This is a genomic window from Vagococcus sp. WN89Y (assembly GCF_052220145.1).
Classification (GTDB): domain Bacteria; phylum Pseudomonadota; class Gammaproteobacteria; order Enterobacterales; family Enterobacteriaceae; genus Kosakonia.
In genome coordinates this window covers 24,056-46,627 of the sequence record NZ_JBQPOM010000060.1, presented here as the reverse complement: position 1 = coordinate 46,627, position 22,572 = coordinate 24,056, and the positions used below count along the sequence as shown (strand labels likewise).

General features: G+C 57.5%; 21 protein-coding genes. 18 read left to right on the top strand and 3 right to left on the bottom strand.

From position 1 onward, the window contains the following. The first annotated feature begins 69 nt into the window (after positions 1-69). The 8 genes from nuoG (at position 70) to nuoN (ending at position 10,239) form a co-directional block, all read left to right on the top strand. A complete protein-coding gene (nuoG, locus tag ACTU3N_RS17015) occupies positions 70-2,796 on the top strand; it encodes an NADH-quinone oxidoreductase subunit NuoG (RefSeq protein WP_443087305.1) in 2,727 nt (908 codons plus the stop codon). Further along, positions 2,793-3,770 carry an NADH-quinone oxidoreductase subunit NuoH gene (gene nuoH / locus ACTU3N_RS17010; protein ID WP_443087304.1) on the top strand — a complete coding sequence of 326 codons (978 nt, stop codon included), beginning with the start codon at positions 2,793-2,795 and terminating at the stop codon, positions 3,768-3,770. The genes nuoG and nuoH overlap by 4 nt, the downstream gene beginning before the upstream one ends. Positions 3,771-3,784: 14 nt before the next feature. After that, the gene (nuoI, locus tag ACTU3N_RS17005; protein WP_443087303.1) at positions 3,785-4,327 is read left to right on the top strand and encodes an NADH-quinone oxidoreductase subunit NuoI; all 543 of its coding nucleotides are present in this window, start codon (positions 3,785-3,787) and stop codon (positions 4,325-4,327) included. A gap of 11 nt (positions 4,328-4,338) precedes the next feature. Beyond that, positions 4,339-4,893 carry an NADH-quinone oxidoreductase subunit J gene (gene nuoJ, locus ACTU3N_RS17000; protein WP_443087302.1) on the top strand — a complete coding sequence of 185 codons (555 nt, stop codon included), beginning with the start codon at positions 4,339-4,341 and terminating at the stop codon, positions 4,891-4,893. After that, on the top strand, positions 4,890-5,192 hold the full coding sequence (nuoK, locus tag ACTU3N_RS16995; RefSeq protein ID WP_000612644.1) for an NADH-quinone oxidoreductase subunit NuoK: 303 nt from the start codon (positions 4,890-4,892) through the stop codon (positions 5,190-5,192). Before nuoJ ends, nuoK begins: the two co-directional genes overlap by 4 nt. After that, positions 5,189-7,030, top strand: a complete 1,842-nt coding sequence (nuoL, locus tag ACTU3N_RS16990; protein ID WP_443087301.1) for an NADH-quinone oxidoreductase subunit L — start codon at positions 5,189-5,191, stop codon at positions 7,028-7,030. Before nuoK ends, nuoL begins: the two co-directional genes overlap by 4 nt. Positions 7,031-7,248: 218 nt before the next feature. Then, positions 7,249-8,775 (top strand): NADH-quinone oxidoreductase subunit M, encoded by a 1,527-nt coding sequence (gene nuoM / locus ACTU3N_RS16985; protein WP_443087300.1) that lies wholly within the window; start codon positions 7,249-7,251, stop codon positions 8,773-8,775. Between the two features lie 6 nt (positions 8,776-8,781). Then, a complete protein-coding gene (gene nuoN, locus ACTU3N_RS16980; protein WP_443087299.1) occupies positions 8,782-10,239 on the top strand; it encodes an NADH-quinone oxidoreductase subunit NuoN in 1,458 nt (485 codons plus the stop codon). A 61-nt stretch (positions 10,240-10,300) separates the two neighbouring features. On the opposite strand, the gene ACTU3N_RS16975 is transcribed toward nuoN, so the two are convergent. Together ACTU3N_RS16975 and rbn are read right to left on the bottom strand one after the other, a co-directional pair. Then, a complete protein-coding gene (locus tag ACTU3N_RS16975) occupies positions 10,301-11,326 on the bottom strand; it encodes a chemotaxis protein (RefSeq protein ID WP_443087298.1) in 1,026 nt (341 codons plus the stop codon). 77 nt (positions 11,327-11,403) lie between these two features. Continuing rightward, positions 11,404-12,321 (bottom strand): ribonuclease BN, encoded by a 918-nt coding sequence (rbn, locus tag ACTU3N_RS16970; RefSeq protein ID WP_443087297.1) that lies wholly within the window; start codon positions 12,319-12,321, stop codon positions 11,404-11,406. Between the two features lie 101 nt (positions 12,322-12,422). Between rbn and ACTU3N_RS16965 the strand changes: the two genes are divergently transcribed. The 9 genes from ACTU3N_RS16965 (at position 12,423) to ACTU3N_RS16925 (ending at position 21,335) form a co-directional block, all read left to right on the top strand. Beyond that, positions 12,423-12,884 carry a GNAT family N-acetyltransferase gene (locus ACTU3N_RS16965; protein WP_443087296.1) on the top strand — a complete coding sequence of 154 codons (462 nt, stop codon included), beginning with the start codon at positions 12,423-12,425 and terminating at the stop codon, positions 12,882-12,884. Between the two features lie 53 nt (positions 12,885-12,937). Continuing rightward, complete coding sequence (gene elaB, locus ACTU3N_RS16960) at positions 12,938-13,243, top strand: stress response protein ElaB (RefSeq protein ID WP_443087295.1); 306 nt, start codon at positions 12,938-12,940, stop codon at positions 13,241-13,243. 96 nt (positions 13,244-13,339) lie between these two features. Further along, positions 13,340-14,635, top strand: a complete 1,296-nt coding sequence (gene menF, locus ACTU3N_RS16955; protein ID WP_443087294.1) for an isochorismate synthase MenF — start codon at positions 13,340-13,342, stop codon at positions 14,633-14,635. Between the two features lie 71 nt (positions 14,636-14,706). After that, positions 14,707-16,377 carry a 2-succinyl-5-enolpyruvyl-6-hydroxy-3-cyclohexene-1-carboxylic-acid synthase gene (menD, locus tag ACTU3N_RS16950; RefSeq protein WP_443087293.1) on the top strand — a complete coding sequence of 557 codons (1,671 nt, stop codon included), beginning with the start codon at positions 14,707-14,709 and terminating at the stop codon, positions 16,375-16,377. Beyond that, complete coding sequence (gene menH / locus ACTU3N_RS16945; RefSeq protein WP_443087292.1) at positions 16,374-17,150, top strand: 2-succinyl-6-hydroxy-2,4-cyclohexadiene-1-carboxylate synthase; 777 nt, start codon at positions 16,374-16,376, stop codon at positions 17,148-17,150. Before menD ends, menH begins: the two co-directional genes overlap by 4 nt. Continuing rightward, positions 17,147-18,004 (top strand): 1,4-dihydroxy-2-naphthoyl-CoA synthase, encoded by an 858-nt coding sequence (gene menB / locus ACTU3N_RS16940; protein WP_443087291.1) that lies wholly within the window; start codon positions 17,147-17,149, stop codon positions 18,002-18,004. The genes menH and menB overlap by 4 nt, the downstream gene beginning before the upstream one ends. Continuing rightward, positions 18,004-18,969, top strand: a complete 966-nt coding sequence (menC, locus tag ACTU3N_RS16935) for an o-succinylbenzoate synthase (RefSeq protein WP_443087290.1) — start codon at positions 18,004-18,006, stop codon at positions 18,967-18,969. The genes menB and menC overlap by 1 nt, the downstream gene beginning before the upstream one ends. Next, positions 18,966-20,333, top strand: coding sequence for an o-succinylbenzoate--CoA ligase (menE, locus tag ACTU3N_RS16930; protein WP_443087289.1), 1,368 nt, complete (start codon positions 18,966-18,968; stop codon positions 20,331-20,333). Before menC ends, menE begins: the two co-directional genes overlap by 4 nt. 93 nt (positions 20,334-20,426) lie before the next feature. Next, positions 20,427-21,335: an Rpn family recombination-promoting nuclease/putative transposase gene (locus ACTU3N_RS16925; RefSeq protein ID WP_443087288.1), complete on the top strand. Its 909-nt coding sequence runs from the start codon at positions 20,427-20,429 to the stop codon at positions 21,333-21,335. Between the two features lie 39 nt (positions 21,336-21,374). On the opposite strand, the gene nudI is transcribed toward ACTU3N_RS16925, so the two are convergent. Further along, on the bottom strand, positions 21,375-21,800 hold the full coding sequence (nudI, locus tag ACTU3N_RS16920) for a nucleoside triphosphatase NudI (protein ID WP_443087287.1): 426 nt from the start codon (positions 21,798-21,800) through the stop codon (positions 21,375-21,377). Positions 21,801-21,958: 158 nt separating this feature from the next. On the opposite strand from nudI, the gene ACTU3N_RS16915 reads away from it, so the two are divergent. Next, positions 21,959-22,492, top strand: a complete 534-nt coding sequence (locus tag ACTU3N_RS16915) for a YfaZ family outer membrane protein (RefSeq protein ID WP_443087286.1) — start codon at positions 21,959-21,961, stop codon at positions 22,490-22,492. Positions 22,493-22,572: the final 80 nt, after the last annotated feature.

Here is a 22,572-nt window from a genome sequence, read left to right as displayed (position 1 = left end):
CACTTCGCGCTGTGGCAACACGTCAAGCATCAGAAGTGACGGTTATTCGGGCCAACTGGAAGCATGCTAATGGCTACTATTCATGTAGACGGCAAAGAATACGAGGTAAATGGAGCAGACAACCTTCTTGAGGCGTGTCTCTCTTTAGGCCTTGATATTCCTTACTTTTGCTGGCATCCGGCGCTGGGGAGCGTCGGTGCGTGCCGCCAGTGTGCGGTGAAGCAATATCAAAACGCGGAAGACACGCGTGGCCGCCTGGTGATGTCCTGTATGACACCGGCATCCGACGGCACCTTTATCTCTATTGATGATGACGAAGCGAAGCAGTTTCGCGAAAGCGTCGTCGAGTGGTTGATGACCAACCACCCGCACGATTGCCCGGTCTGCGAAGAGGGCGGTAACTGCCACCTGCAGGATATGACTGTGATGACCGGTCACAGCTTCCGTCGCTATCGTTTTACCAAACGTACCCACCGCAACCAGGATCTGGGGCCGTTCATCTCCCATGAAATGAACCGCTGCATCGCCTGCTATCGCTGCGTGCGTTACTACAAAGACTATGCCGACGGCACCGATCTTGGCGTCTATGGCGCGCATGACAACGTCTATTTCGGCCGCCCGGAAGATGGCACGCTGGAAAGCGAGTTCTCCGGCAACCTGGTGGAAATCTGCCCGACCGGGGTGTTTACGGATAAAACGCACTCCGAGCGCTACAACCGTAAGTGGGACATGCAGTTTGCGCCGAGCATCTGCCAGCAGTGTTCGCTGGGTTGTAACACCAGCCCTGGCGAACGCTATGGCGAGCTGCGTCGTATCGAAAACCGCTACAACGGCACCGTTAACCACTACTTCCTCTGCGACCGTGGTCGCTTTGGTTATGGCTATGTGAACCTGAAAGACAGGCCGCGCCAGCCGGTGCAGCGCCGTGGCGACGATCTGATAACCCTCAACGCCGAGCAGGCGATGCAGGGTGCGGCGGATATTCTGCGTCAGTCGAAAAAAGTCATCGGTATTGGTTCTCCGCGCGCCAGCGTCGAGAGCAACTTTGCGCTGCGTGAGTTAGTCGGTGCGGAGAATTTCTACACCGGGATTGCCCGCGGCGAGCAGCAGCGTCTGGAACTGGCGCTGAAAGTGCTGCGCGAGGGCGGTGTTCACACCCCGGCGCTGCGCGAAATTGAATCGTATGATGCGGTGCTGATCCTCGGTGAAGATATCACCCAGACCGGCGCGCGCGCGGCGTTAGCGGTGCGCCAGGCGGTGAAGGGCAAAGCCCGTGAAATGGCCGCCGCGCAGAAAGTAGCCGACTGGCAGATTGCCGCCATCATGAACATCGGTCAGCGCGCTAAACATCCGCTGTTTGTGACTAACGTTGATAACACCCGTCTGGACGATATCGCCGCGTGGACCTACCGCGCGCCGGTTGAAGACCAGGCGCGTTTAGGTTTTGCTATTGCTCATGCGCTGGACGACAGCGCGCCCGCGGTAGAAGGGCTTAGCAGCGACCTGCAAAGCAAAATTGATGTCATCGTCCAGGCGCTGGTCGGGGCGAAAAAACCGCTGATTATCTCCGGTACCAACGCCGGTAGCTCGGATGTGATTTATGCGGCGGCAAACGTGGCCAAAGCACTGAAAGGCCGTGGCGCTGACGTCGGCATCACCATGATTGCCCGCTCCGTGAACAGCATGGGGCTTGGCATGATTGGCGGTGGCAGCCTGGATGATGCGCTGGATGAGCTGGAAAGCGGTCGCGCCGACGCGGTCGTGGTGCTGGAAAACGATCTGCATCGCCATGCGTCCGCCGCACGCGTTGACGCAGTGCTGGCGAAAGCGCCGCTGGTGATGGTGGTTGACCACCAGCGCACGGCGATTATGGAAAACGCGCACCTCGTGCTGCCTGCGGCAAGCTTTGCCGAAAGCGACGGGACGGTTATCAATAACGAAGGCCGTGCGCAGCGCTTCTTCCAGGTCTACGACCCGGCCTATTACGACAGCAAAACGGTGATGTTTGAAAGCTGGCGCTGGCTGCACTCGCTGCACAGCACGCTGGAAAACCGCGAAGTGGACTGGACGCAGCTTGATCATGTGATTGATGCCGCTATCCAGGCGTTGCCGCAGCTGGCCGGTATTAAAGACGCCGCGCCGGATGCCAGCTTCCGTATCCGTGGTCAGAAACTGGCGCGTGAACCGCACCGTTACAGCGGGCGCACCGCAATGCGCGCCAATATCAGCGTGCACGAGCCGCGTCAGCCGCAGGATATCGACACCATGTTCGCCTTCTCGATGGAAGGGAACAACCAGCCGTCCGCGCCGCGTTCGCAGATCCCGTTCGCTTGGGCGCCAGGCTGGAACTCCCCGCAGGCATGGAACAAATTCCAGGCTGAAGTGGGCGGTCACTTACGCCACGGCGATCCTGGCGTGCGGTTGATTGAAGCCTCTGAAGGCGCGCTGGATTACTTCACGACTATTCCGGCGGCGTTTAGCGCCCAGGAAGGCAGTTGGCGTATCGCGCCGTACTATCACCTGTTTGGTAGCGATGAGTTGTCGCAGCGCTCGCCTGTTTTCCAGAGCCGTATGCCGCAGCCGTATATCAAGCTCAACCCGGCGGATGCCGCGAAACTTGGCGTCAATGTCGGCGCGAAGATAGCCTTTAGCTGGGAAGGGCAAACCATCAGCCTGCCGCTGCAAGTTTCCGAAGGGCTGGCGCCCGGGCAGGTTGGCCTGCCGATGGGGATGCCGGGCATTGCGCCGGTACTGGCCGGGGCGCGACTTGAAAATCTGCAGGAGGCGCAAGCATGAGTTGGTTAACGCCGGATGTTATCGACATTCTGTTAAGCATTCTGAAGGCTGTCGTGATCCTGCTGGTGGTCGTCACCTGCGGTGCGTTTATGAGCTTTGGCGAACGTCGTCTGCTCGGTTTGTTCCAGAACCGTTACGGGCCGAACCGCGTAGGCTGGGGTGGTTCGCTCCAGCTGGTGGCGGACATGATCAAGATGTTCTTCAAAGAGGACTGGATCCCGCGCTTCTCAGATCGCGTGATTTTCACCCTCGCGCCCATGATTGCGTTCACCTCGCTGCTGTTAGCGTTTGCTATCGTGCCGGTCAGCCCTACCTGGGTGGTGGCTGATCTGAACATCGGCATCCTGTTCTTCCTGATGATGGCAGGTCTTGCGGTGTACGCGGTGCTGTTCGCGGGCTGGTCGAGCAACAACAAATACTCGCTTCTGGGCGCAATGCGCGCATCTGCGCAGACGCTCAGTTATGAAGTGTTTCTTGGCCTCTCCCTGATGGGCGTGGTGGCGCAAGCGGGGTCATTTAATATGACCGATATCGTGAACAACCAGGCCGGGCTTTGGAACGTGATCCCGCAGTTCTTTGGTTTTGTCACCTTCGCTATCGCAGGCGTGGCGGTGTGTCACCGTCACCCGTTTGACCAGCCAGAAGCCGAACAGGAACTGGCGGATGGTTACCATATCGAATACTCCGGGATGAAGTTTGGTCTGTTCTTCGTCGGTGAATATATCGGTATCGTTACAATTTCCGCGCTGATGGTCACGCTGTTCTTTGGCGGCTGGCAAGGCCCGTGGTTACCGCCGTTCATCTGGTTCGCGCTGAAAACCGCGTTCTTTATGATGATGTTCATTTTGATCCGTGCGTCATTACCGCGTCCTCGTTATGACCAGGTAATGTCCTTCGGCTGGAAAATCTGCCTGCCGTTGACGCTGGTCAACCTGCTGGCAACGGCGGCTGTCATTCTCTGGCAGGCGCAATAAGGGGTGAAAAGACCATGACTTTAAAAGAATTAATCGTGGGCTTCGGCACCCAGGTCCGTAGTATCTGGATGATTGGCCTGCACGCGTTTGCAAAACGCGAAACCCGCATGTATCCGGAAGAGCCGGTTTACCTGCCGCCGCGCTACCGTGGCCGTATCGTGCTGACGCGCGATCCGGACGGAGCCGAGCGCTGCGTTGCCTGTAACCTCTGTGCGGTAGCCTGCCCGGTAGGCTGTATCTCGCTGCAAAAAGCAGAAACCAAAGACGGGCGCTGGTATCCGGAGTTTTTCCGTATCAACTTCTCGCGCTGCATTTTCTGCGGGATGTGTGAAGAAGCGTGCCCGACAACGGCGATTCAGCTCACCCCGGACTTCGAGCTGGGCGAATACAAACGTCAGGATTTGGTGTACGAAAAAGAGGATCTGCTGATCTCCGGTCCGGGAAAATACCCGGAATATAACTTCTACCGGATGGCAGGTATGGCAATCGACGGCAAAGATAAAGGCGAAGCGGAGAACGAAGCTAAGCCAATCGACGTCAAGGGCCTGTTACCGTAAGGAGAGGGGCAATGGAGTTCGCTTTTTATATCTGTGGCCTGATCGCCATCCTGACGACGATACGCGTCATTACGCATACCAACCCGGTGCACGCGCTGCTGTATCTGATTGTGTCCCTGCTGGCTATCTCCGGGGTTTTCTTCTCGCTCGGCGCGCATTTTGCCGGTGCGCTGGAGATAATTGTCTACGCTGGGGCCATTATGGTGCTGTTTGTCTTCGTGGTGATGATGCTCAACCTCGGCAATGCAGTTGTTGAGCAGGAGCGTAAATGGCTCTCGCCGCAAATCTGGGTCGGCCCGGCGCTGCTCTCTGCGGTGCTGCTGGTGGTGGTGGTTTACGCCATCCTCGGGGTGAACGATCAGGGCATTGACGGCACCGCTATCAGTGCAAAAGAGGTAGGTATCACGCTGTTTGGCCCTTACGTACTGGCGGTGGAACTGGCTTCCATGCTGCTGCTGGCGGGTCTGGTTGTGGCCTTCCACGTAGGGCGTGAAGACAGGCAGGGCGAAGTGTTGAGCAATCGCTCTGATGACCGCGCGAAGAGAAAAACGGAGGAGCACGCATGATCCCCTTACAACATGGACTGATCCTCGCGGCGATTTTGTTTGTTTTAGGTTTAACGGGTCTGGTTATTCGCCGCAATCTGCTGTTTATGCTGATTGGGCTTGAAATCATGATTAATGCCTCCGCGCTGGCCTTCGTGGTCGCCGGCAGCTACTGGGGCCAGACCGACGGGCAGGTGATGTATATCCTCGCCATTAGCCTCGCGGCTGCGGAAGCGAGCATTGGCCTGGCGTTGCTGCTGCAACTCCATCGTCGCCGTCAGAATCTGAATATCGATTCAGTAAGTGAGATGCGCGGATGAATATGCTCGCCTTAACCATTATTTTCCCTTTGATTGGCTTCGTGCTGCTGGCTTTTTCCCGTGGGCGCTGGTCAGAAAATATTTCTGCGACCATCGGCATCGGCTCGATTGGTCTTGCCGCGCTGGTCACAGCGATTGTTGGCGTTGATTTTTTCAACAATGGCCGCCAGGCGTTCGCGCAGCCGCTGTGGACGTGGATGTCGGTCGGTGATTTCAATATCGGTTTCAACCTGGTGCTGGACGGCCTGTCGCTGACCATGCTCTCTGTCGTGACCGGCGTTGGCTTCCTTATCCATATGTACGCCTCCTGGTATATGCGCGGCGAAGAGGGGTATTCACGCTTCTTTGCTTACACCAACCTGTTTATCGCCAGCATGGTGGTACTGGTGCTGGCGGATAACCTGCTGCTAATGTACCTCGGTTGGGAAGGTGTGGGCCTCTGCTCCTACTTGCTGATCGGCTTCTACTATACCGACCCGAAAAATGGCGCAGCGGCGATCAAAGCCTTTGTGGTAACGCGTGTCGGTGACGTCTTCCTCGCCTTCACGCTGTTCATTCTTTACAACGAGCTCGGTACGCTGAACTTCCGCGAGATGGTTGAGCTGGCGCCGCAGCATTTCGCCGACGGCAACAACATGCTGATGTGGGCAACGCTGATGCTGCTTGGCGGCGCGGTGGGTAAATCTGCCCAGCTGCCGTTGCAAACATGGCTTGCCGATGCGATGGCTGGCCCGACGCCGGTTTCTGCGCTGATCCACGCTGCAACCATGGTGACGGCGGGTGTTTATTTGATTGCCCGTACGCATGGCCTGTTCCTGATGACGCCGGAAGTGCTGCATCTGGTCGGGATAGTCGGTGCGGTGACGCTGCTGATGGCCGGTTTCGCCGCCCTGGTGCAGACCGACATCAAACGCGTGCTCGCCTACTCAACGATGAGCCAGATTGGTTACATGTTCCTCGCGCTCGGCGTGCAGGCATGGGACGCGGCAATTTTCCACCTGATGACTCATGCGTTCTTCAAAGCCCTGCTGTTCCTCGCTTCCGGTTCGGTGATCCTCGCCTGCCATCACGAGCAGAACATCTTTAAGATGGGCGGTCTGCGTAAATCCATTCCGCTGGTTTATGCCTGCTTCCTGGTCGGTGGCGCTGCGCTGTCCGCGCTGCCGCTGCTGACGGCGGGCTTCTTCAGTAAAGATGAAATCCTGGCGGGCGCCGTGGCGAACGGGCATATCAACCTGATGGTTGCGGGGCTGGTCGGGGCGTTTATGACCTCACTGTATACCTTCCGGATGATTTTCATCGTCTTCCACGGTAAAGAGCAGATCCACGCACACCCGGTGAAGGGCATTACGCATAGCCTGCCGCTGATTGTTTTGCTGGTGCTGTCGACCTTTATTGGCGCGATGATCGTGCCGCCGCTGGCGGGCGTGTTGCCAGAGACAACCGAGCTTGCCCACGGCAGCGTGGTGATGCTGGAAGTGGCATCCGGCGCGGTGGCGGTTATCGGTATTCTGCTGGCTGCGTGGCTGTGGCTGGGTAAACGCACGCTGGTGCAGAGCATCGCAAACAGCGCGCCGGGACGCTTCTTTGGCACCTGGTGGTTTAATGCCTGGGGCTTCGACTGGCTCTACGAGCGCGTGTTCGTTAAGCCGTTCCTGGGCGTAGCCTGGCTTTTGAAGAGCGACCCGCTGAATGCGCTGATGAACATACCGGCGATCCTTTCCCGCTTCGCAGGCAAAGGGCTGCTGTTTAGTGAGAACGGTTATCTGCGCTGGTATGTGGCGTCGATGAGCATCGGTGCTGTCGTGGTACTGGCACTGTTAATGGTATTGCGCTGAGTTATGCGATGTGTGGGGTGGCTGACCACCCCCGATGAAAACATATTTTAGGTAAGTATTCCTGACAGACAGGCGTCATCGGCGAAGTCAGACTGAAGACCGCCAGCGCGGAGCAACCGGAGCGTACTGGAGTACGTGAGGATTGCGAGCACTGCCGGGATTCAGGCTGGCAAGTAAGATAGCCTGAACAGGAATTAATATAAGGGACATACACCGCCATGTTATTACCCTGGCTAATACTCATCCCCTTCATCGGCGGCTTCCTTTGCTGGCAGACCGAACGCTTTGGCGTCAAGGTGCCTCGCTGGATAGCGCTGATCACCATGGGACTGACGCTGGCGCTTTCTCTGCAACTCTGGTTGCAGGGCGGCTATTCTCTGCAGGCTGCCAGGTTCCCTGAATGGCAGGAAACATTCCGCATGGACTGGATCCCGCGCTTTGGCATCAGCATTCACCTCGCGCTCGACGGTCTGTCGCTGCTGATGGTGGTGCTGACCGGTTTCCTCGGCGTGCTGGCTGTGCTCTGCTCGTGGCGTGAAATCGAAAAGTACCAGGGCTTCTTCCACCTCAACCTGATGTGGATCCTGGGCGGCGTTATCGGCGTGTTCCTTGCCATCGACATGTTCCTGTTCTTCTTCTTCTGGGAGATGATGCTGGTACCGATGTACTTCCTGATTGCGCTCTGGGGCCATAAAGCCTCTGACGGGAAGACGCGTATCACTGCCGCCACCAAGTTCTTCATCTATACCCAGGCCAGCGGTCTGGTGATGCTGATTGCTATCCTGGCGCTGGTGCTGGTGCACTACAACGCGACCGGCGTGTGGACCTTCAACTATGAAGATCTGCTGGATACGCCGATGTCCGCAAACGTGGAATACCTGCTGATGCTCGGCTTCTTCATCGCTTTTGCGGTGAAAATGCCGGTGGTGCCGCTGCACGGCTGGCTGCCGGATGCCCACTCCCAGGCACCGACCGCCGGTTCTGTTGACCTCGCGGGGATCTTGCTGAAAACCGCTGCGTACGGCTTGCTGCGCTTCTCGCTGCCGCTGTTCCCGAATGCGTCGGCAGAGTTTGCGCCCATTGCCATGTGGCTTGGTGTGATTGGCATCTTCTACGGCGCGTGGATGGCCTTTAGCCAGACCGATATCAAACGTCTGATTGCTTATACCTCCGTCTCCCATATGGGTTTTGTGCTGATTGCTATCTATACCGGCAGCCAGCTTGCCTACCAGGGCGCGGTTATCCAGATGATTGCCCACGGTCTTTCCGCCGCCGGTCTGTTCATCCTCTGCGGCCAGCTGTACGAACGCCTGCACACACGCGATATGCGCATGATGGGTGGCTTGTGGAGCAAAATTAAATGGCTGCCGGCGCTGTCGATGTTCTTCGCCGTCGCCACGCTGGGTATGCCGGGAACCGGTAACTTTGTTGGCGAATTCATGATCCTCTTCGGCAGCTACCAGGTTGTACCGGTGATTACGGTAATCTCGACCTTCGGTCTGGTTTTTGCCTCTGTCTATTCACTGGCGATGCTGCACCGCGCCTACTTCGGTAAAGCGAAAAGCGAAATTGCCAGCCAGGATTTGCCGGGTTTATCACTGCGCGAGCTGTTTATGATTTTGGTTCTGGTGGTGCTTCTGGTACTGCTCGGCTTCTATCCGCAGCCGATTCTGGATACCTCGCATTCTGCGATGGGTAATATCCAGCAGTGGTTTGTTAATTCAGTTACTACTACAAGGCCGTAAAGCGCTATGACTTTAACTCCACAACACCTGATTGCGCTGCTGCCGCTGCTGATCGTCGGATTGACGGTGGTGGTTGTGATGCTCTCTATCGCGTGGCGACGCAATCATTTCCTCAACGCCACGCTGTCGGTCATTGGTCTTAACGCCGCGCTGCTTTCCTTGTGGTTCGTCGGCCAGGCGGGGGCCATGGATGTTACGCCGCTGATGCGCGTCGATGGTTTCGCCATGCTCTATACCGGGCTGGTGCTGCTGGCAAGTCTTGCCACCTGTACCTTTGCCTACCCGTGGCTTGAAGGCTATAACGATAACCAGGAAGAGTTCTATCTGCTGGTGCTGATTGCCGCGCTTGGCGGTATTCTGCTGGCGAATGCGAACCACATGGCGGCGCTGTTCCTCGGTATTGAACTGATTTCGCTGCCGCTGTTCGGGCTGGTGGGCTACGCCTTCCGCCAGAAACGCTCGCTGGAAGCCAGTATCAAATACACCATTCTTTCTGCCGCAGCGTCTTCATTCCTGCTGTTCGGTATTGCGCTGATTTATGCTCAGACCGGTAATCTTGGGTTTGCCGCCATCGGTAAGAGCCTCGGCGAAGGGATGCTGCATGAGCCGCTGCTGCTGGCCGGTCTTGGCATGATGATAGTCGGGCTGGGCTTTAAGCTCTCGCTGGTACCGTTCCATCTGTGGACGCCGGACGTTTACCAGGGCGCGCCTGCGCCGGTTTCGACCTTCCTCGCCACCGCCAGCAAGATTGCTATCTTTGGTGTGGTGATGCGTCTGTTCCTCTACGCGCCGGTGGGTGACAACGAGGCGGTTCGCGTGGTGCTGGGTATTATCGCCTTCGCCTCCATCCTCTTCGGTAACCTGATGGCGCTGAGCCAGACCAACATCAAACGTCTGCTCGGTTACTCCTCCATTGCGCATCTGGGTTATCTGCTGGTGGCGCTGATTGCGTTGCAAAGCGGGCAGATGTCGATGGAAACCGTGGGCGTTTACCTGGCCGGTTACCTGTTCAGCAGCCTCGGCGCGTTTGGTGTGGTTAGCCTGATGTCCAGCCCGTATCGCGGCCCGGATGCAGACTCGCTGTACTCCTACCGTGGCCTGTTCTGGCACCGTCCGATTCTGTCGGCGGTGATGACGGTGATGATGCTGTCGCTGGCCGGTATCCCGATGACTTTAGGCTTTATCGGTAAGTTCTATATCCTCGCAGTGGGTGTGCAGGCGCATCTGTGGTGGCTGACCGCCGCGGTGGTGTTGGGTTCAGCGATTGGTTTGTACTACTACCTGCGTGTGGCGGTGAGTCTCTATCTGAGCGCGCCGCAGCAGCTTAACCGTGATGCGCCATCCGACTGGGCCTACAGCGCAGGCGGTATTGTGGTGCTGATTTCAGCCCTGCTGGTGCTGGTGCTGGGTATCTATCCGCAGCCGTTGATAAGCGTGGTGCAGCTGGCGATGCCGCTGATGTAATCGCGTAACGCGCACAAAAAAACCGCCGGGCTGCAAACCCGGCGGTTTTTTTTCGGCTGAATTACTTCGCCAGCAGCGGCTGGGCGTTTAGCTGATGGTGGCTAATCAACGGGCCGCGAATATTGTTCGCCGCGCGATCCAGCACTTCCTGGATAACCGCTGAGAGTTCGTTTATCTCAAATTTCGCCACATAACCATCCGCCTGCACCTTACGCACATGATCTTCGTTGGCGCTACCGGAGAGCGAAGAGTGAATAACGACCGGAATATTTTTCAGGCGTGGATCGGTTTTAATCAGGCGGGTCAGGGTAAAGCCATCCATTTCCGGCATCTCAAGGTCGGTCAGCACCATCGAGATTTTATCGCTCACCGGTACGCCGTCTGCCTCGGCTTGCTGAGCCAGCAGCTGAATTTTTTCCCAGGCATCTTTACCGGTGATATGCATGTCGTTGGGGATCTCCATTGAGTTGAGACCCTTTTCCAGCATGACACGGGCAACTTTCGAATCTTCCGCAACGATAGCGACAGCGCCTGGCTTGATATTGAACTTCTTATCCGGCACGTGTTCGCCGTGCAGTTGATGATCGGCAGGAGTGATATCGTACAGGATCTGTTCCACATCCAGCACCATCGCCAGGTTGTTGGTATCTTTTTCGTCATCCAGGCAGGCAATACTGGTGATATAGCGTCCGTTGATGGCTTTTTCCGCCGTGTGCACCTGTTTCCAGTCCAGGCGCGTAATATTCTCGACCGACTCCACCGCAAACGCCTGCACGCTGCGGGCGTACTCGGTAATCAGCAAAATATTCAGGCCGGTGGTCGGCTTACACCCGGCGACTGCCGCCAGATCGATGACCGGGATCACCTGATCGCGGATATTCACCATCCCCAGCAGCGGCGCTTTCATTCCCGCAGGGCGTGTAAACACAGGCATCGGAACGATTTCGCGCAATTTAAACACGTTAATACCAAAAAGTTCAGATTTGTCGGCATGTAACGATGTGCCAAGGCGAAACAGCAACAGCTCAAAACGGTTCGACAGAGTAAGATTCGCCCTGTCATCGATGTCTTTCTGGAAATTATCCATCTTGCCCTCAATAGGAAATACCTGCGTATATATACTTATCGGCATTCTGAGGAAAAAGTAGAGTGTTCAATATCACATCAGATACGAACAACCAGAAAATCTTCCGCCAGCTGAGTTTGCGAAAAGGTCGCGCGGCACTCTGCCAGCAGCGCCTGGCTGCTTTGTGCGTCATAGCGTGAACTGATATGGGTAATAATCAGTTTGCCTGCGCCCGCATCTGCCGCGAGCTGCGCGGCCTGGCGCGTTGAACTGTGGCCCCGGCTGTTGGCTTTTTCTTCCATCGCCGCCTCAAGCGTGGCTTCATGCACCATCACATCCACACCGTGCGCCAGCGCCAGTGCCTCAGGGCAGGGCGAGGTATCGCCAAAGATGGCCAGCTTTTTACCCGGTTGCGCCGCAGCCAGATAGTCCGCGCCGTTAATCACGCGACCATCGGCAAGCGTCACCGTTTCGCCCGCTTTTAAACGCTGAAACAGCGGCCCTGGCTGCACGCCCGCCGCTTGTAGCGCCGCAGCGTCCAGCGCACCGGGTTTATCATGCTCTTCAATGCGATACCCGTAGCACTCAACAGGGTGCGCCAGCGGCCAGGCGGTCACTTTACGCAGCCCATCATCAACAACCAGCCCTGGCGTCACCTCTTCAATGGTCAACGGATAATCTGTCCAGGAGCCGCTAAGGCGCAGGGCCGTTTGCACAAACTCACGGATGCCCGCCGGGCCGTAGATATGCAGCGGCTGCACATTGCCTGCCATCGAACGGCTGCACAATAGACCCGGTAAACCAAACAGATGATCGCCATGCAAATGCGTGATAAAAATTTTATCCAGCTTGCCGGGGTGAAACGCCGTATGTTGCAGCTGGTGCTGCGTACCTTCGCCACAATCAAAGAGCCACAGCCCCGCGCGCGTCGGATGCTGTAAATTAAGCAGCATCGCAGTAACATTACGTGTGCGCGTCGGCACACCGGCGGAGGTACCCAGAAAAATCAGTTCCACAGTGCGAGTTGTCCTTTGCCAAACGCTAAGGCAGTCGAGTATACCCTAACCAGGCCGGTGACGGCTTTTGTATTGACCACCAGTACCTCTGAGGAGAGCGGATGATTCGCTGGCAGGATTTGCACCATTCTGAATTAACCACAAGCGCGCTTTACGCCCTGTTAAAGCTGCGTTGTGAAGTGTTTATCGTTGAGCAAACGTGCCCCTACCTGGATATTGACGGCGAGGATCTGATAGGTGAGAACCGGCACATTCTCGGCTGGCAGGCAGACAAGCTGGTGGCGTATGCGAGGATTCTGAAAAGTCACGATAATACCGCGCCAGTGGTGATTGGCCGGGTGATTATCAGCGCCGAGGTGCGCGGGGAAAAATTGGGCTATCAGCTGATGGAACAGGCACTGCGCACCTGCGCGCAAAACTGGCCGCAGCACGCGCTCTATCTGGGGGCGCAGGCACATCTGCAAGCGTTCTATGACCGCTTTGGTTTTCGTCCCGTGACCGATATCTATGACGAAGACGGCATCGCGCACGTGGGCATGGCGCGCGAGTGTCCTCAGGCGTAAACGGCAGCTATTGTCTATAGTTAGCGGACAGGTGCATAACATGGAGACAAAAAATGGCAAATCACGCTTATGATTCACATATTGATGACGACCTGACCCTGCTGAGCGAAACGCTGGAAGAAGTCCTTCGTTCGTCGGGCGATCCTGCCGATCAGAAGTACATTGAACTAAAAGCGCGTGCAGAACAGGCGCTAAATGACGTAAAAAATCGCGTCAGTAGCGCATCCGACACGTACTATTATCGTGCGAAAAAAGCCGTTTATCGCGCCGATGATTACGTGCATGAAAAACCCTGGCAAGGCGTCGGTGTGGGCGCTGCGGTTGGCCTCGTGCTCGGCCTGCTGTTAGCCCGCCGCTAACCTTACCGGCACGTCACTTCCCCTCCCTGGAAGGGGGTACTGTTATTAAACTAAGTACCTTGTATACTGTATGGTTTTTAACAGGGAGGGGCACTTGTGCATTCCATTTCCTCGGCGCTGGAAACGCTTCACCGTTGCCTGGCGGGTCAGCTTCCGCATGCGCCCGGCCTGCGTTTTTTTGACGCGCCTTTCCCGTTAAATGATGCTTTCGACCCGCTTGCATGGTTGACAAGCCAGGCCGTCTGGCCGCAATTCTACTGGCAGCAACGTAGCGGTGAAGATGAAGCCGCCGCGCTTGGCGAACTGCTTCCGTTCACCTCGTTACATAATGCGCAGCTATTTTTAAATTCTCAGGCTGAGGATGTGCGCGTCTGGGGACTCAACGCCTTCAATTTGCAAGAGGGCGCGCTTTTCTTGCCACGCCTGGAGTGGCGGCGTGAAGGCGGGCGAGCTTTCCTGCGCCTTTATCTTTTTAGCGACAGCTCCCTGCGCGATGATGCGACCCGCGCGGCGGCTTTTCTTGCTGCGCTTCGTCCGGCAAAATTCCCTGAACGCACGCCACCTATCTGCACGCATCGCCAGCATTTTCCCGATCGCAATGGTTGGGAGCAGGTGATGGCGCAGGCGCTGGAAACGCTGGCGCGCGGCGAGCTGGAAAAGGTCGTGCTCGCCAGAGCGACAGATTACCATTTTGCCAGCGCAGTGCAGTGCGCGGCGCTGATGGCCGCCAGCCGTCGGTTAAATCACCACTGTTTTCACTTTATGCTGGCCTTTGACGCAGAACATGCTTTTTTAGGCTCTTCGCCGGAGCGTTTATGGCGCCGGCGCGGCTGTGCGTTGCGTACCGAAGCCCTGGCGGGCACGGTCGCCAGCCATAACGATGACCAGCAGGCCGCAGCGCTGGCTTCCTGGCTAATGCAGGATGATAAAAACCAGCGCGAAAACATGCTGGTCGTGGAGGATATCTGCCAGCGGTTGCAGCAGGAAACCGACACCATACAGGTCCTGCCACCGCAGGTTGTCCGGCTGCGTAATGTGCAGCATTTGCGTCGCTGCATTTGGGCGAATCTGCACACGCCGGATGACGCTCTGTGCCTGCAAATGCTGCAACCGACAGCGGCGGTGGCGGGGTTGCCGCGCCACCAGGCCTGGGCATTTATCGAGCGCCATGAACCCTTTCGCCGCGAGTGGTATGCCGGTTCCGCAGGTTATCTCTCTCGTCAACAAAGTGAATTTTGCGTTGCGCTACGCTGTGCAAAAATCAGCGGAAAAACAATACGGCTGTACGCCGGAGCGGGAATTGTGCCGGGGTCTGATGCACAGCGTGAGTGGCAAGAAATTGAAAACAAAGCCGCCGCGCTGCAATCATTATTACTTCTTGTGCACGTATAACCGATGCATATCAAAATTCCGAAGATTCTGATTATTTATACTAAGCCGTAATATTGATACCGGACAAACTCATGTCAATAAGCTCCTTTAACCGACGCTGGGCGACGGTGATCCTCGAAGCCCTGACTCGCCACAGCGTCAGGCATGTGTGCATTGCGCCAGGGTCACGCTCAACGCCTCTGACCCTGGCGGCGGCGGAAAACCGTGCCTTTATTCACCACACGCATTTTGATGAGCGTGGGCTGGGGCATCTTGCGCTTGGGCTTGCCAAAGCCAGCAAAGAGCCGGTCGCGGTGATTGTGACCTCCGGTACGGCGGTAGCTAACCTTTATCCGGCGCTGATTGAAGCGGGGCTGACCGGGGAAAAACTGATCCTGCTGACCGCTGACCGGCCGCCGGAGCTTATCGATTGCGGCGCCAACCAGGCAATTCGCCAGCCGGGCATGTTCGCCTCGCACCCGCGTGAAGCGCTCACACTGCCGCGCCCTTCGCAGGATATTCCCGCGCGCTGGCTGGTCTCTGCGATTGATAACGTTCTGGGTTCATTGCGCGGTGGCGCGGTGCACATTAATTGCCCGTTCGCGGAACCGCTCTATGGCGAGCTGGACGATACCGGCCTTGCCTGGCAGCAGGCGCTGGGAAGCTGGTGGCAGGAGGAGAAGCCCTGGCTGCATACGCACAGCGCGATAACGCCTGAACAGCAGCCTGACTGGTTTAGCTGGCGGCAAAAACGCGGCGTCATCATCGCCGGGCGAATGAGCGCCGAACAGGGCGTTAAGCTGGCGCAGTGGGCGAGCACGCTCGGCTGGCCGCTGATTGGCGACGCGCTTTCCCAGACCGGGCAGCCGCTGCCCTGTGCGGATCTATGGCTGGGTAACGCGCGGGCGGTAACGGAACTTAATCAGGCAGACATTGTGTTGCAGTTTGGCAGCAGTCTGACCGGTAAACGCCTGTTGCAGTGGCAGGCAACCTGTGAGCCGCAAGAGTACTGGCTGATTGATGATCTTTCGGGCCGACTCGATCCGGCGCATCATCGGGGTCGGCGGCTGGTCGCTGATATTTCTGCCTGGCTGGAGCTGCACCCGGCACAGCCGCGCGCGCCCTGGTGTGAAACCATCCCTTTGCTCGCTTCCCGGGCGTGGGAGTGCGTTAGCGCAACGCGCGACACCTTCGGCGAGGCGCAGCTGGCGCACCGTATAGCGGATTATTTACCCAAGCAGGGGCAGGTGTTTCTGGGCAACAGCCTGGTAGTACGGCTGGTGGATGCGCTGGCACAGCTCCCGGCGGGCTATCCGGTCTACAGTAATCGCGGCGCGAGCGGTATCGATGGCTTGCTGTCCACTGCGGCGGGCGTACAGCGGGCGACCGCGCGACCGACGCTGGCGATTGTGGGCGATCTCTCTGCACTCTACGATCTTAATGCGCTGGCGCTGCTACGCCCGGTCTCCACGCCTTTTGTTCTGCTGGTCGTTAATAATAACGGCGGGCAGATTTTCTCTTTATTGCCGACACCGCCGACCGAGCGCGAGCAGTTTTATCTGATGCCGCAGAATGTGCACTTCAAACATGCGGCGGCGATGTTTGGCCTCAACTACCAGTGCCCGGCAAACTGGGATGGCCTGGAGCAGGTGCTGACCAGGGCCTGGAGCAAACCGGGTACGACGCTTATTGAGCTGGTGGTCAATGACACGGATGGCGCGCAGGCGCTGCAAAATTTGCTGGCGCAGGTAAGTCAGTTGTGACGTTGCAAGGGCAGGCTTTTGACGGGCGTCGGTCACTGCCGTGGCTGGTTTTCCTGCATGGTTTTTCCGGGGACAGCCGGGAGTGGCAGCCAGTGGGGGCCTCGCTGGAGGCATTTCCACGTCTCTATCTCGACCTGCCGGGGCACGGCGGATCGGCGGCGCTTCGCGTTAATACGTTTTCACAAGTGAGTGAATTGCTGCGGGCAACGCTAAGTAGTTACAACATACTAAAATACTGGCTGGTGGGGTATTCTCTCGGCGGGCGGGTAGCGATGTATCACGCTTGCCAGCAACCGGACGGCTTGTGCGGCCTGGTGGTGGAAGGCGGGTATCCTGGCCTTAGTGACGACGCTGCCCGTGCGCAGCGTCTGGCTGGCGACCAGCAATGGGCAACGCGCTTTCGCCAGCAGCCGCTTGCCGATGTTTTTAACGACTGGTACCGCCAGCCGGTGTTTGCTTCGCTCAACGAAACCCAGCGTGCGCAGCTGATTGCGTTACGCAGTCAGAACAATGGCCCGGCGCTTGCGGCGATGCTTGAGGCGACATCTCTTGGGCACCAGCCCGATTTACGCGCGGCGCTGCACGCCGTGCCGTTTCCTGTTCATTACTTATACGGTGAATTCGACAGCAAATTCCAGGCACTGGCGACGCAAGTCACCTGCCGCTGTCACGCCATTCCTGCAGCCGGGCACAATGCGCATCGGGAAAACCCTGCTGCCGTTGCTTTTGCTCTGGCGCAAATTCTGCGTCTTGAAATAAAGGACACACTATGATCTACCCAGATGAAAGCATGCTTTACGCGCCGGTTGAATGGCGTGATTGTTCAGAGGGTTACACCGATATTCGTTATCACAAGTCTGCCGATGGCATCGCCAAAATCACCATCAACCGCCCGCAGGTACGTAACGCATTTCGACCGCTAACGGTGAAAGAGATGATTCAGGCGCTGGCCGACGCGCGCTACGATGATAACGTCGGGGTCATTATTCTGACGGGCGAAGGGGAAAAAGCGTTTTGTGCCGGGGGCGATCAGAAAGTGCGCGGCGATTACGGCGGCTATCAGGATGATTCCGGTGTGCATCATCTCAACGTGCTGGATTTCCAGCGCCAGATCCGTACCTGCCCGAAACCGGTGGTCGCGATGGTGGCAGGTTACTCCATCGGCGGTGGTCACGTGCTGCATATGATGTGCGATCTGACGATCGCTGCAGAAAACGCCATCTTCGGCCAGACCGGCCCGAAAGTCGGCTCGTTTGATGGCGGCTGGGGCGCGTCTTACATGGCGCGCATTGTCGGGCAGAAAAAAGCGCGCGAAATCTGGTTCCTTTGCCGCCAGTATGATGCGCAGCAGGCGCTGGATATGGGGCTGGTGAATACCGTTGTACCGGTAGCGGAGCTGGAAAAAGAAACCGTGCGCTGGTGCCGGGAAATGCTGCAAAACAGCCCGATGGCGCTGCGTTGCCTGAAAGCGGCGCTCAATGCAGACTGTGACGGGCAGGCAGGCCTGCAGGAGCTGGCCGGAAACGCGACCATGCTGTTCTACATGACCGAAGAAGGGCAGGAAGGCCGCAACGCGTTTAACCAAAAACGCCAGCCTGATTTCAGCAAATTCAAACGGAACCCGTAATGCGCCAGGCGCAGCTATACCGTTGGCAAATCCCCCTCGACGCGGGCGTGGTGTTGCGCGAACGGCGGTTAAAAACCCGCGACGGCCTGGTTGTCCATTTGCGCGAAGGCGAAAACGAAGGCTGGGGAGAGATCACCCCACTGCCGGGTTTTAGCCATGAAACGCTTGATGAGGCGCAGGATGTGGCGCTTGACTGGCTTACGCGCTGGCGTAGCGGTGAAGCGTTAACCTTGCCCGCGATGCCTTCCGCTGCTTTTGGCCTCAGCTGTGCGCTGGCAGAGCTTGCCGGCGAGCTGCCTGCGGCGGCGGAATACCGCGCGGCGATGCTCTGTAGCGGCGACCCGGATGCGCTGTTTGCTGCACTGGCGGAGCTGCCTGGCGAGAAAGTGGCGAAGGTGAAAGTCGGGCTGTACGAAGCCGTGCGTGATGGCATGGTGGTGAATTTATTGCTCGAATCCCTCCCGGATTTGCAGCTTCGCCTGGATGCCAATCGTGCCTGGACACCGCTCAAAGCACAGCAGTTTGCCAAATACGTTAACCCTGCGTATCGCTCGCGCATCGCTTTTCTCGAAGAACCATGCAAAACGCGTGAACAGTCGCTGGCATTTGCGCGTGAGACGGGGATTGCCATCGCCTGGGATGAAAGTCTGCGCGAGGAGGGTTTCTCTTTCTCTGCTCAGCCGGGCGTCAGCGCGGTGGTCATCAAACCGATGCTCACCGGAAGCCTGGAAAAAGTTCGCCAGCAGGTGGAGCAAGCCAAAGCGCTGGGGCTTGGGGTAGTTATCAGCTCATCGATTGAGTCGAGTCTGGGACTGACGCAGCTGGCGCGTATCGCCGCCTGGCTGACGCCGGGTACTATTCCTGGGCTTGATACTCTGCATTTAATGAAAGCGCAACTGTTGCGCCGCTGGCCGCAGAGTGATTTGCCCTGTCTGTATACCGACGCGCTGGAGCCATTACTATGATGTTTCCCGACTGGCCCTGGCGGCACTGGCGCGCTCAACGCGGCGAGCAGCCTGCGATTCGTCTCGGTATGCAAACCCTTAACTGGCGTGAGCTTTGTGCGCGCATTGATGCCCTGGCAAGTGGCTTCGCCCGCCAGGGGCTGAAGGCGGGCGACGGCGTGATGCTGCGCGCGCGTAACCACCCGGATACGCTGCTGGTGTGGCTGGCGCTGCTGCAATGCGGAGCGCGCGTGCTGCCGGTCAATCCTCAGCTTCCGGCGGCGCTGCTTGAGGTACTGTTAGGGAAGATGACGCTGAGATTTGCGCTGGACAGGGAAGGCCAGCCTGTTACGGCGGGCTTGGCAGCATTGCGCTGGCGCGAGGAGGAGGGAACTCACGCCGCACCGTGGCAGCCGCAGCGGCTGGCCACAATGACACTAACCTCCGGCTCGACCGGTTTGCCGAAAGCGGCGGTGCATACCTATGCGGCGCACCTTGCCAGCGCGCAGGGCGTGCTGGCGCTGATCCCTTTTGCGCCACAGGATGACTGGCTGCTCTCGCTGCCGCTCTTTCACGTCTCTGGTCAGGGCATTTTATGGCGCTGGCTGCTGGCGGGCGCGCGGATGACGGTCCACGAGAAGCTGCCGCTGGAGCAGGCGCTGGCCGGATGCACCCATGCCTCGCTGGTGCCTACTCAGCTCTGGCGTTTGCTGCACGACAACGCGCCCGTGTCGTTGAAAGCGGTATTGCTGGGCGGAGCGGCCATTCCGGTGTCGTTAACCCAGCAGGCGAAACAGCGCGGCATCCGTAGCTGGTGTGGTTATGGTCTGACAGAGTTTGCCTCGACAGTCTGTGCTAAAGAGGCGGATGGCGCGCCGGATGTGGGGTATGCATTACCCGGTCGGGAGGTGAAAATTGTCGGTGAAGAGGTGTGGTTGCGTGCTGCCAGCATGGCCTCAGGCTACTGGTACGATGGTAAATTGTTGCCGCTGGTCAATAGTGAAGGCTGGTTCGCGACGCGCGATCGCGGCGTGTTAAACGCAGGGCGACTGACCATTCTTGGGCGGCTGGATAACCTCTTTTTCAGCGGCGGCGAAGGCATTCAACCGGAAGAGGTGGAGCGGGTAATCAGCGGCCATACGCAGGTTCGCCAGGTGCTGGTCGTGCCGGTGGATGACGACGAGTTTGGCCAGCGTCCGGTCGCGGTGGTGGAGTGTGAGGAGGGGTTTGCGGCCACAACCCTTGCTCAGTGGGCGGCAGATAAGCTGGCTCGTTTTCAGCAGCCGGTGCACTGGCTGGTGTTGCCTCCTGAGCTAAAAAATGGCGGCATCAAAATTTCCCGCCGCGCGTTGCAGCAATGGGTGAATGCTTTTCTGAAAGGCTAATTTGCGAGGCGCGCCGACAAATCGTAAGGTCAGGACGTTATCGTGCGTGGAGTGTGTTAGTTTGCGTGCAGGAATTCTGACGCAAGGATAGCTATGCACAACACGTTCTCTTCTGTTCCGCACGATGCGGTGTTTCGCAATGTGCTGTCGCATGTGGCGGCGGCGCGCGACTTTCTCGATATTCACTTACCCGAACAGTACGCCGCTTTGTGCGATCTCTCCACGCTGTGTCTGGAGTCCGGCAGCTTCGTGGAAGAGGATTTGCGCCACTGCTACTGCGATGTGCTTTACTCGCTGCAAACCCGTGGTGGCGAGGGGTATATCTATGCCCTGATAGAGCATCAAAGTTCGCCGGACAGAAATATGGCTTTTCGCCTGATGCGCTATGCCATTGCCGCGATGCAGCGACACCTTGATAAAGGGCATCGCGATTTACCGCTGGTTATTCCTCTACTGTTTTATCACGGGCGGGTTACGCCTTATCCCTGGTCACTGCGATGGCTGGATGCCTTTGCGTTGCCGCAGCAGGCACAGGCGCTGTATAACGGTTCTTTTGCGCTGATTGATATTACTCAAATACCGGATGAGGAGATTTTGCAACACCGCCGGGTCGCGATGCTGGAGCTGCTGCAAAAGCATGTGCGTCAGCGGGATATGCTGGTGCTGACGGAGCAGCTGGTGAGTTTATTGGCGCTGGGATACACTAGCAGCGCACAGCTTAGAACGTTGTTAAATTATCTGCTACAGGCAGGCAATACCGGCGACCCGGCTGCATTTTTACACGCACTGGCTAACAGGACGTCGGATAACCTGCATAAGGAGACCTTAATGAATATTGCACAGTATCTCAGGGAAGAAGGCATGGCGCAGGGCCGGGCCGAAGGCATCCAGCTTGAGGCAATGCGTATTGCCAGAGCGATGCTGGAAAGCGGTATGGCGCCAGAAATTGTGGCGAAGCTGACCGGTCTGGCACCTGATGCCATCGAACAAGCCCGCCACTGAACATTGCGCAACACCACGGGAGCGCTCGCTCCCGTTGCTTTAAAGTAATCCTTTCTGCACCAGCGTATTACGCGTGGCTTCATTCAGATCGTAGCGGTGTAAATCGTGTGGTTTGACCCAGGCGTAGTCCTGAAATTCCTCATTGATAATGACGTCACGGTTAGCGCTGACACAATCAAAGATCAGGTAAATCATATAGATTTGCTCTTTACTGCCGTCGGCGTAGGTTTTTATCCGCACATCGTCGCGAAAAGTCCAGGGTGTTATCTGGCTGAGCTGCAGTTTTTCGCCCAGCTCTTCACGAATCTCCCGACGAAGCGCCTCTTCAATACGCTCGCCCGGCTCAACGCCTCCGCCTGATAATGCCCACTGGCCGGGAAACACGCCGCGGTCATCGGCCATCTTACACAGCAGGTAAGCGCCATCGTTTTGAATCAGCGGGCAAACAATGGTTCGTTGTCGCATGGTTATCTCTCGGTAAAGGGCAGATTTCGGTCCTATGGTAGCCTATATAATGAGGTGAATAAATTGACCACCGTTATGTTTACTCATTCAGCTGTCAGAAAAAACAGCGTACAATCAGCTACTTTTGGGCACCAGCCCGTTATGTGCGGAAAAGAGAAATGAAAAAAATTGCTTTAGCCAGCCTGTTGCTGGCATCTGCCGGGGCGCAAGCCATCAGCCTGAACGGCCAGGTCGGCAAAGACTACACCAATTTCGGCTTTGGTCTGGGCACCGGTAGCAGCGGAATTGCGCTCAGCGGGAACTGGGCGCACAGCGAAGACGATGGTGATATCGCTGGCCTGGGTCTGGGATATAACCTGCCGCTGGGGCCGTTCCTGGCGACCGTCGGTGGTAAAGGCCTGTACCTGAACCCGGACGAGGGCAGTGAAGGGTATGCCGTTGCGGTGGGTGGTGGTCTGCAATGGAGCCTCACCAGCAGTTTCTCAGTCTTTGGCGAGTATTACTACTCCCCGGACTCTCTCTCCAGCGGCGTAAAAGATTACCAGGAAGCCAACGCTGGCGCGCGTTATACGATTATGCGCCCGCTGACCGTTGAGGCCGGTTATCGCTACATCGATATGACGGGCAAAAATGGCCGCCGCGACAATGTGGTTGCCGATGGCCCCTACGTTGGCGTCAGTGCCAGCTTCTGATCCTCCGGCGCGGCATCAGCCCGCGCCTGTTTCTTTCCTCCTCCGGGCGCTGATTACGCTATAGTGTTTCAACCACTCTT

Bases quoted from the DNA above. Each gene is read 5' to 3' on its own strand.
- nuoG (WP_443087305.1), top strand. From the start codon at position 70: ATGGCTACTATTCATGTAGACGGCAAAGAATACGAGGTAAATGGAGCA.
- nuoH (WP_443087304.1), top strand. From the start codon at position 2,793: ATGAGTTGGTTAACGCCGGATGTTATCGACATTCTGTTAAGCATTCTG.
- nuoI (WP_443087303.1), top strand. From the start codon at position 3,785: ATGACTTTAAAAGAATTAATCGTGGGCTTCGGCACCCAGGTCCGTAGT.
- nuoJ (WP_443087302.1), top strand. From the start codon at position 4,339: ATGGAGTTCGCTTTTTATATCTGTGGCCTGATCGCCATCCTGACGACG.
- nuoK (WP_000612644.1), top strand. From the start codon at position 4,890: ATGATCCCCTTACAACATGGACTGATCCTCGCGGCGATTTTGTTTGTT.
- nuoL (WP_443087301.1), top strand. From the start codon at position 5,189: ATGAATATGCTCGCCTTAACCATTATTTTCCCTTTGATTGGCTTCGTG.
- nuoM (WP_443087300.1), top strand. From the start codon at position 7,249: ATGTTATTACCCTGGCTAATACTCATCCCCTTCATCGGCGGCTTCCTT.
- nuoN (WP_443087299.1), top strand. From the start codon at position 8,782: ATGACTTTAACTCCACAACACCTGATTGCGCTGCTGCCGCTGCTGATC.
- ACTU3N_RS16975 (WP_443087298.1), bottom strand. From the start codon at position 11,326: ATGGATAATTTCCAGAAAGACATCGATGACAGGGCGAATCTTACTCTG.
- ACTU3N_RS16965 (WP_443087296.1), top strand. From the start codon at position 12,423: ATGATTCGCTGGCAGGATTTGCACCATTCTGAATTAACCACAAGCGCG.
- elaB (WP_443087295.1), top strand. From the start codon at position 12,938: ATGGCAAATCACGCTTATGATTCACATATTGATGACGACCTGACCCTG.
- menD (WP_443087293.1), top strand. From the start codon at position 14,707: ATGTCAATAAGCTCCTTTAACCGACGCTGGGCGACGGTGATCCTCGAA.
- menB (WP_443087291.1), top strand. From the start codon at position 17,147: ATGATCTACCCAGATGAAAGCATGCTTTACGCGCCGGTTGAATGGCGT.
- menC (WP_443087290.1), top strand. From the start codon at position 18,004: ATGCGCCAGGCGCAGCTATACCGTTGGCAAATCCCCCTCGACGCGGGC.
- menE (WP_443087289.1), top strand. From the start codon at position 18,966: ATGATGTTTCCCGACTGGCCCTGGCGGCACTGGCGCGCTCAACGCGGC.
- ACTU3N_RS16925 (WP_443087288.1), top strand. From the start codon at position 20,427: ATGCACAACACGTTCTCTTCTGTTCCGCACGATGCGGTGTTTCGCAAT.
- nudI (WP_443087287.1), bottom strand. From the start codon at position 21,800: ATGCGACAACGAACCATTGTTTGCCCGCTGATTCAAAACGATGGCGCT.
- ACTU3N_RS16915 (WP_443087286.1), top strand. From the start codon at position 21,959: ATGAAAAAAATTGCTTTAGCCAGCCTGTTGCTGGCATCTGCCGGGGCG.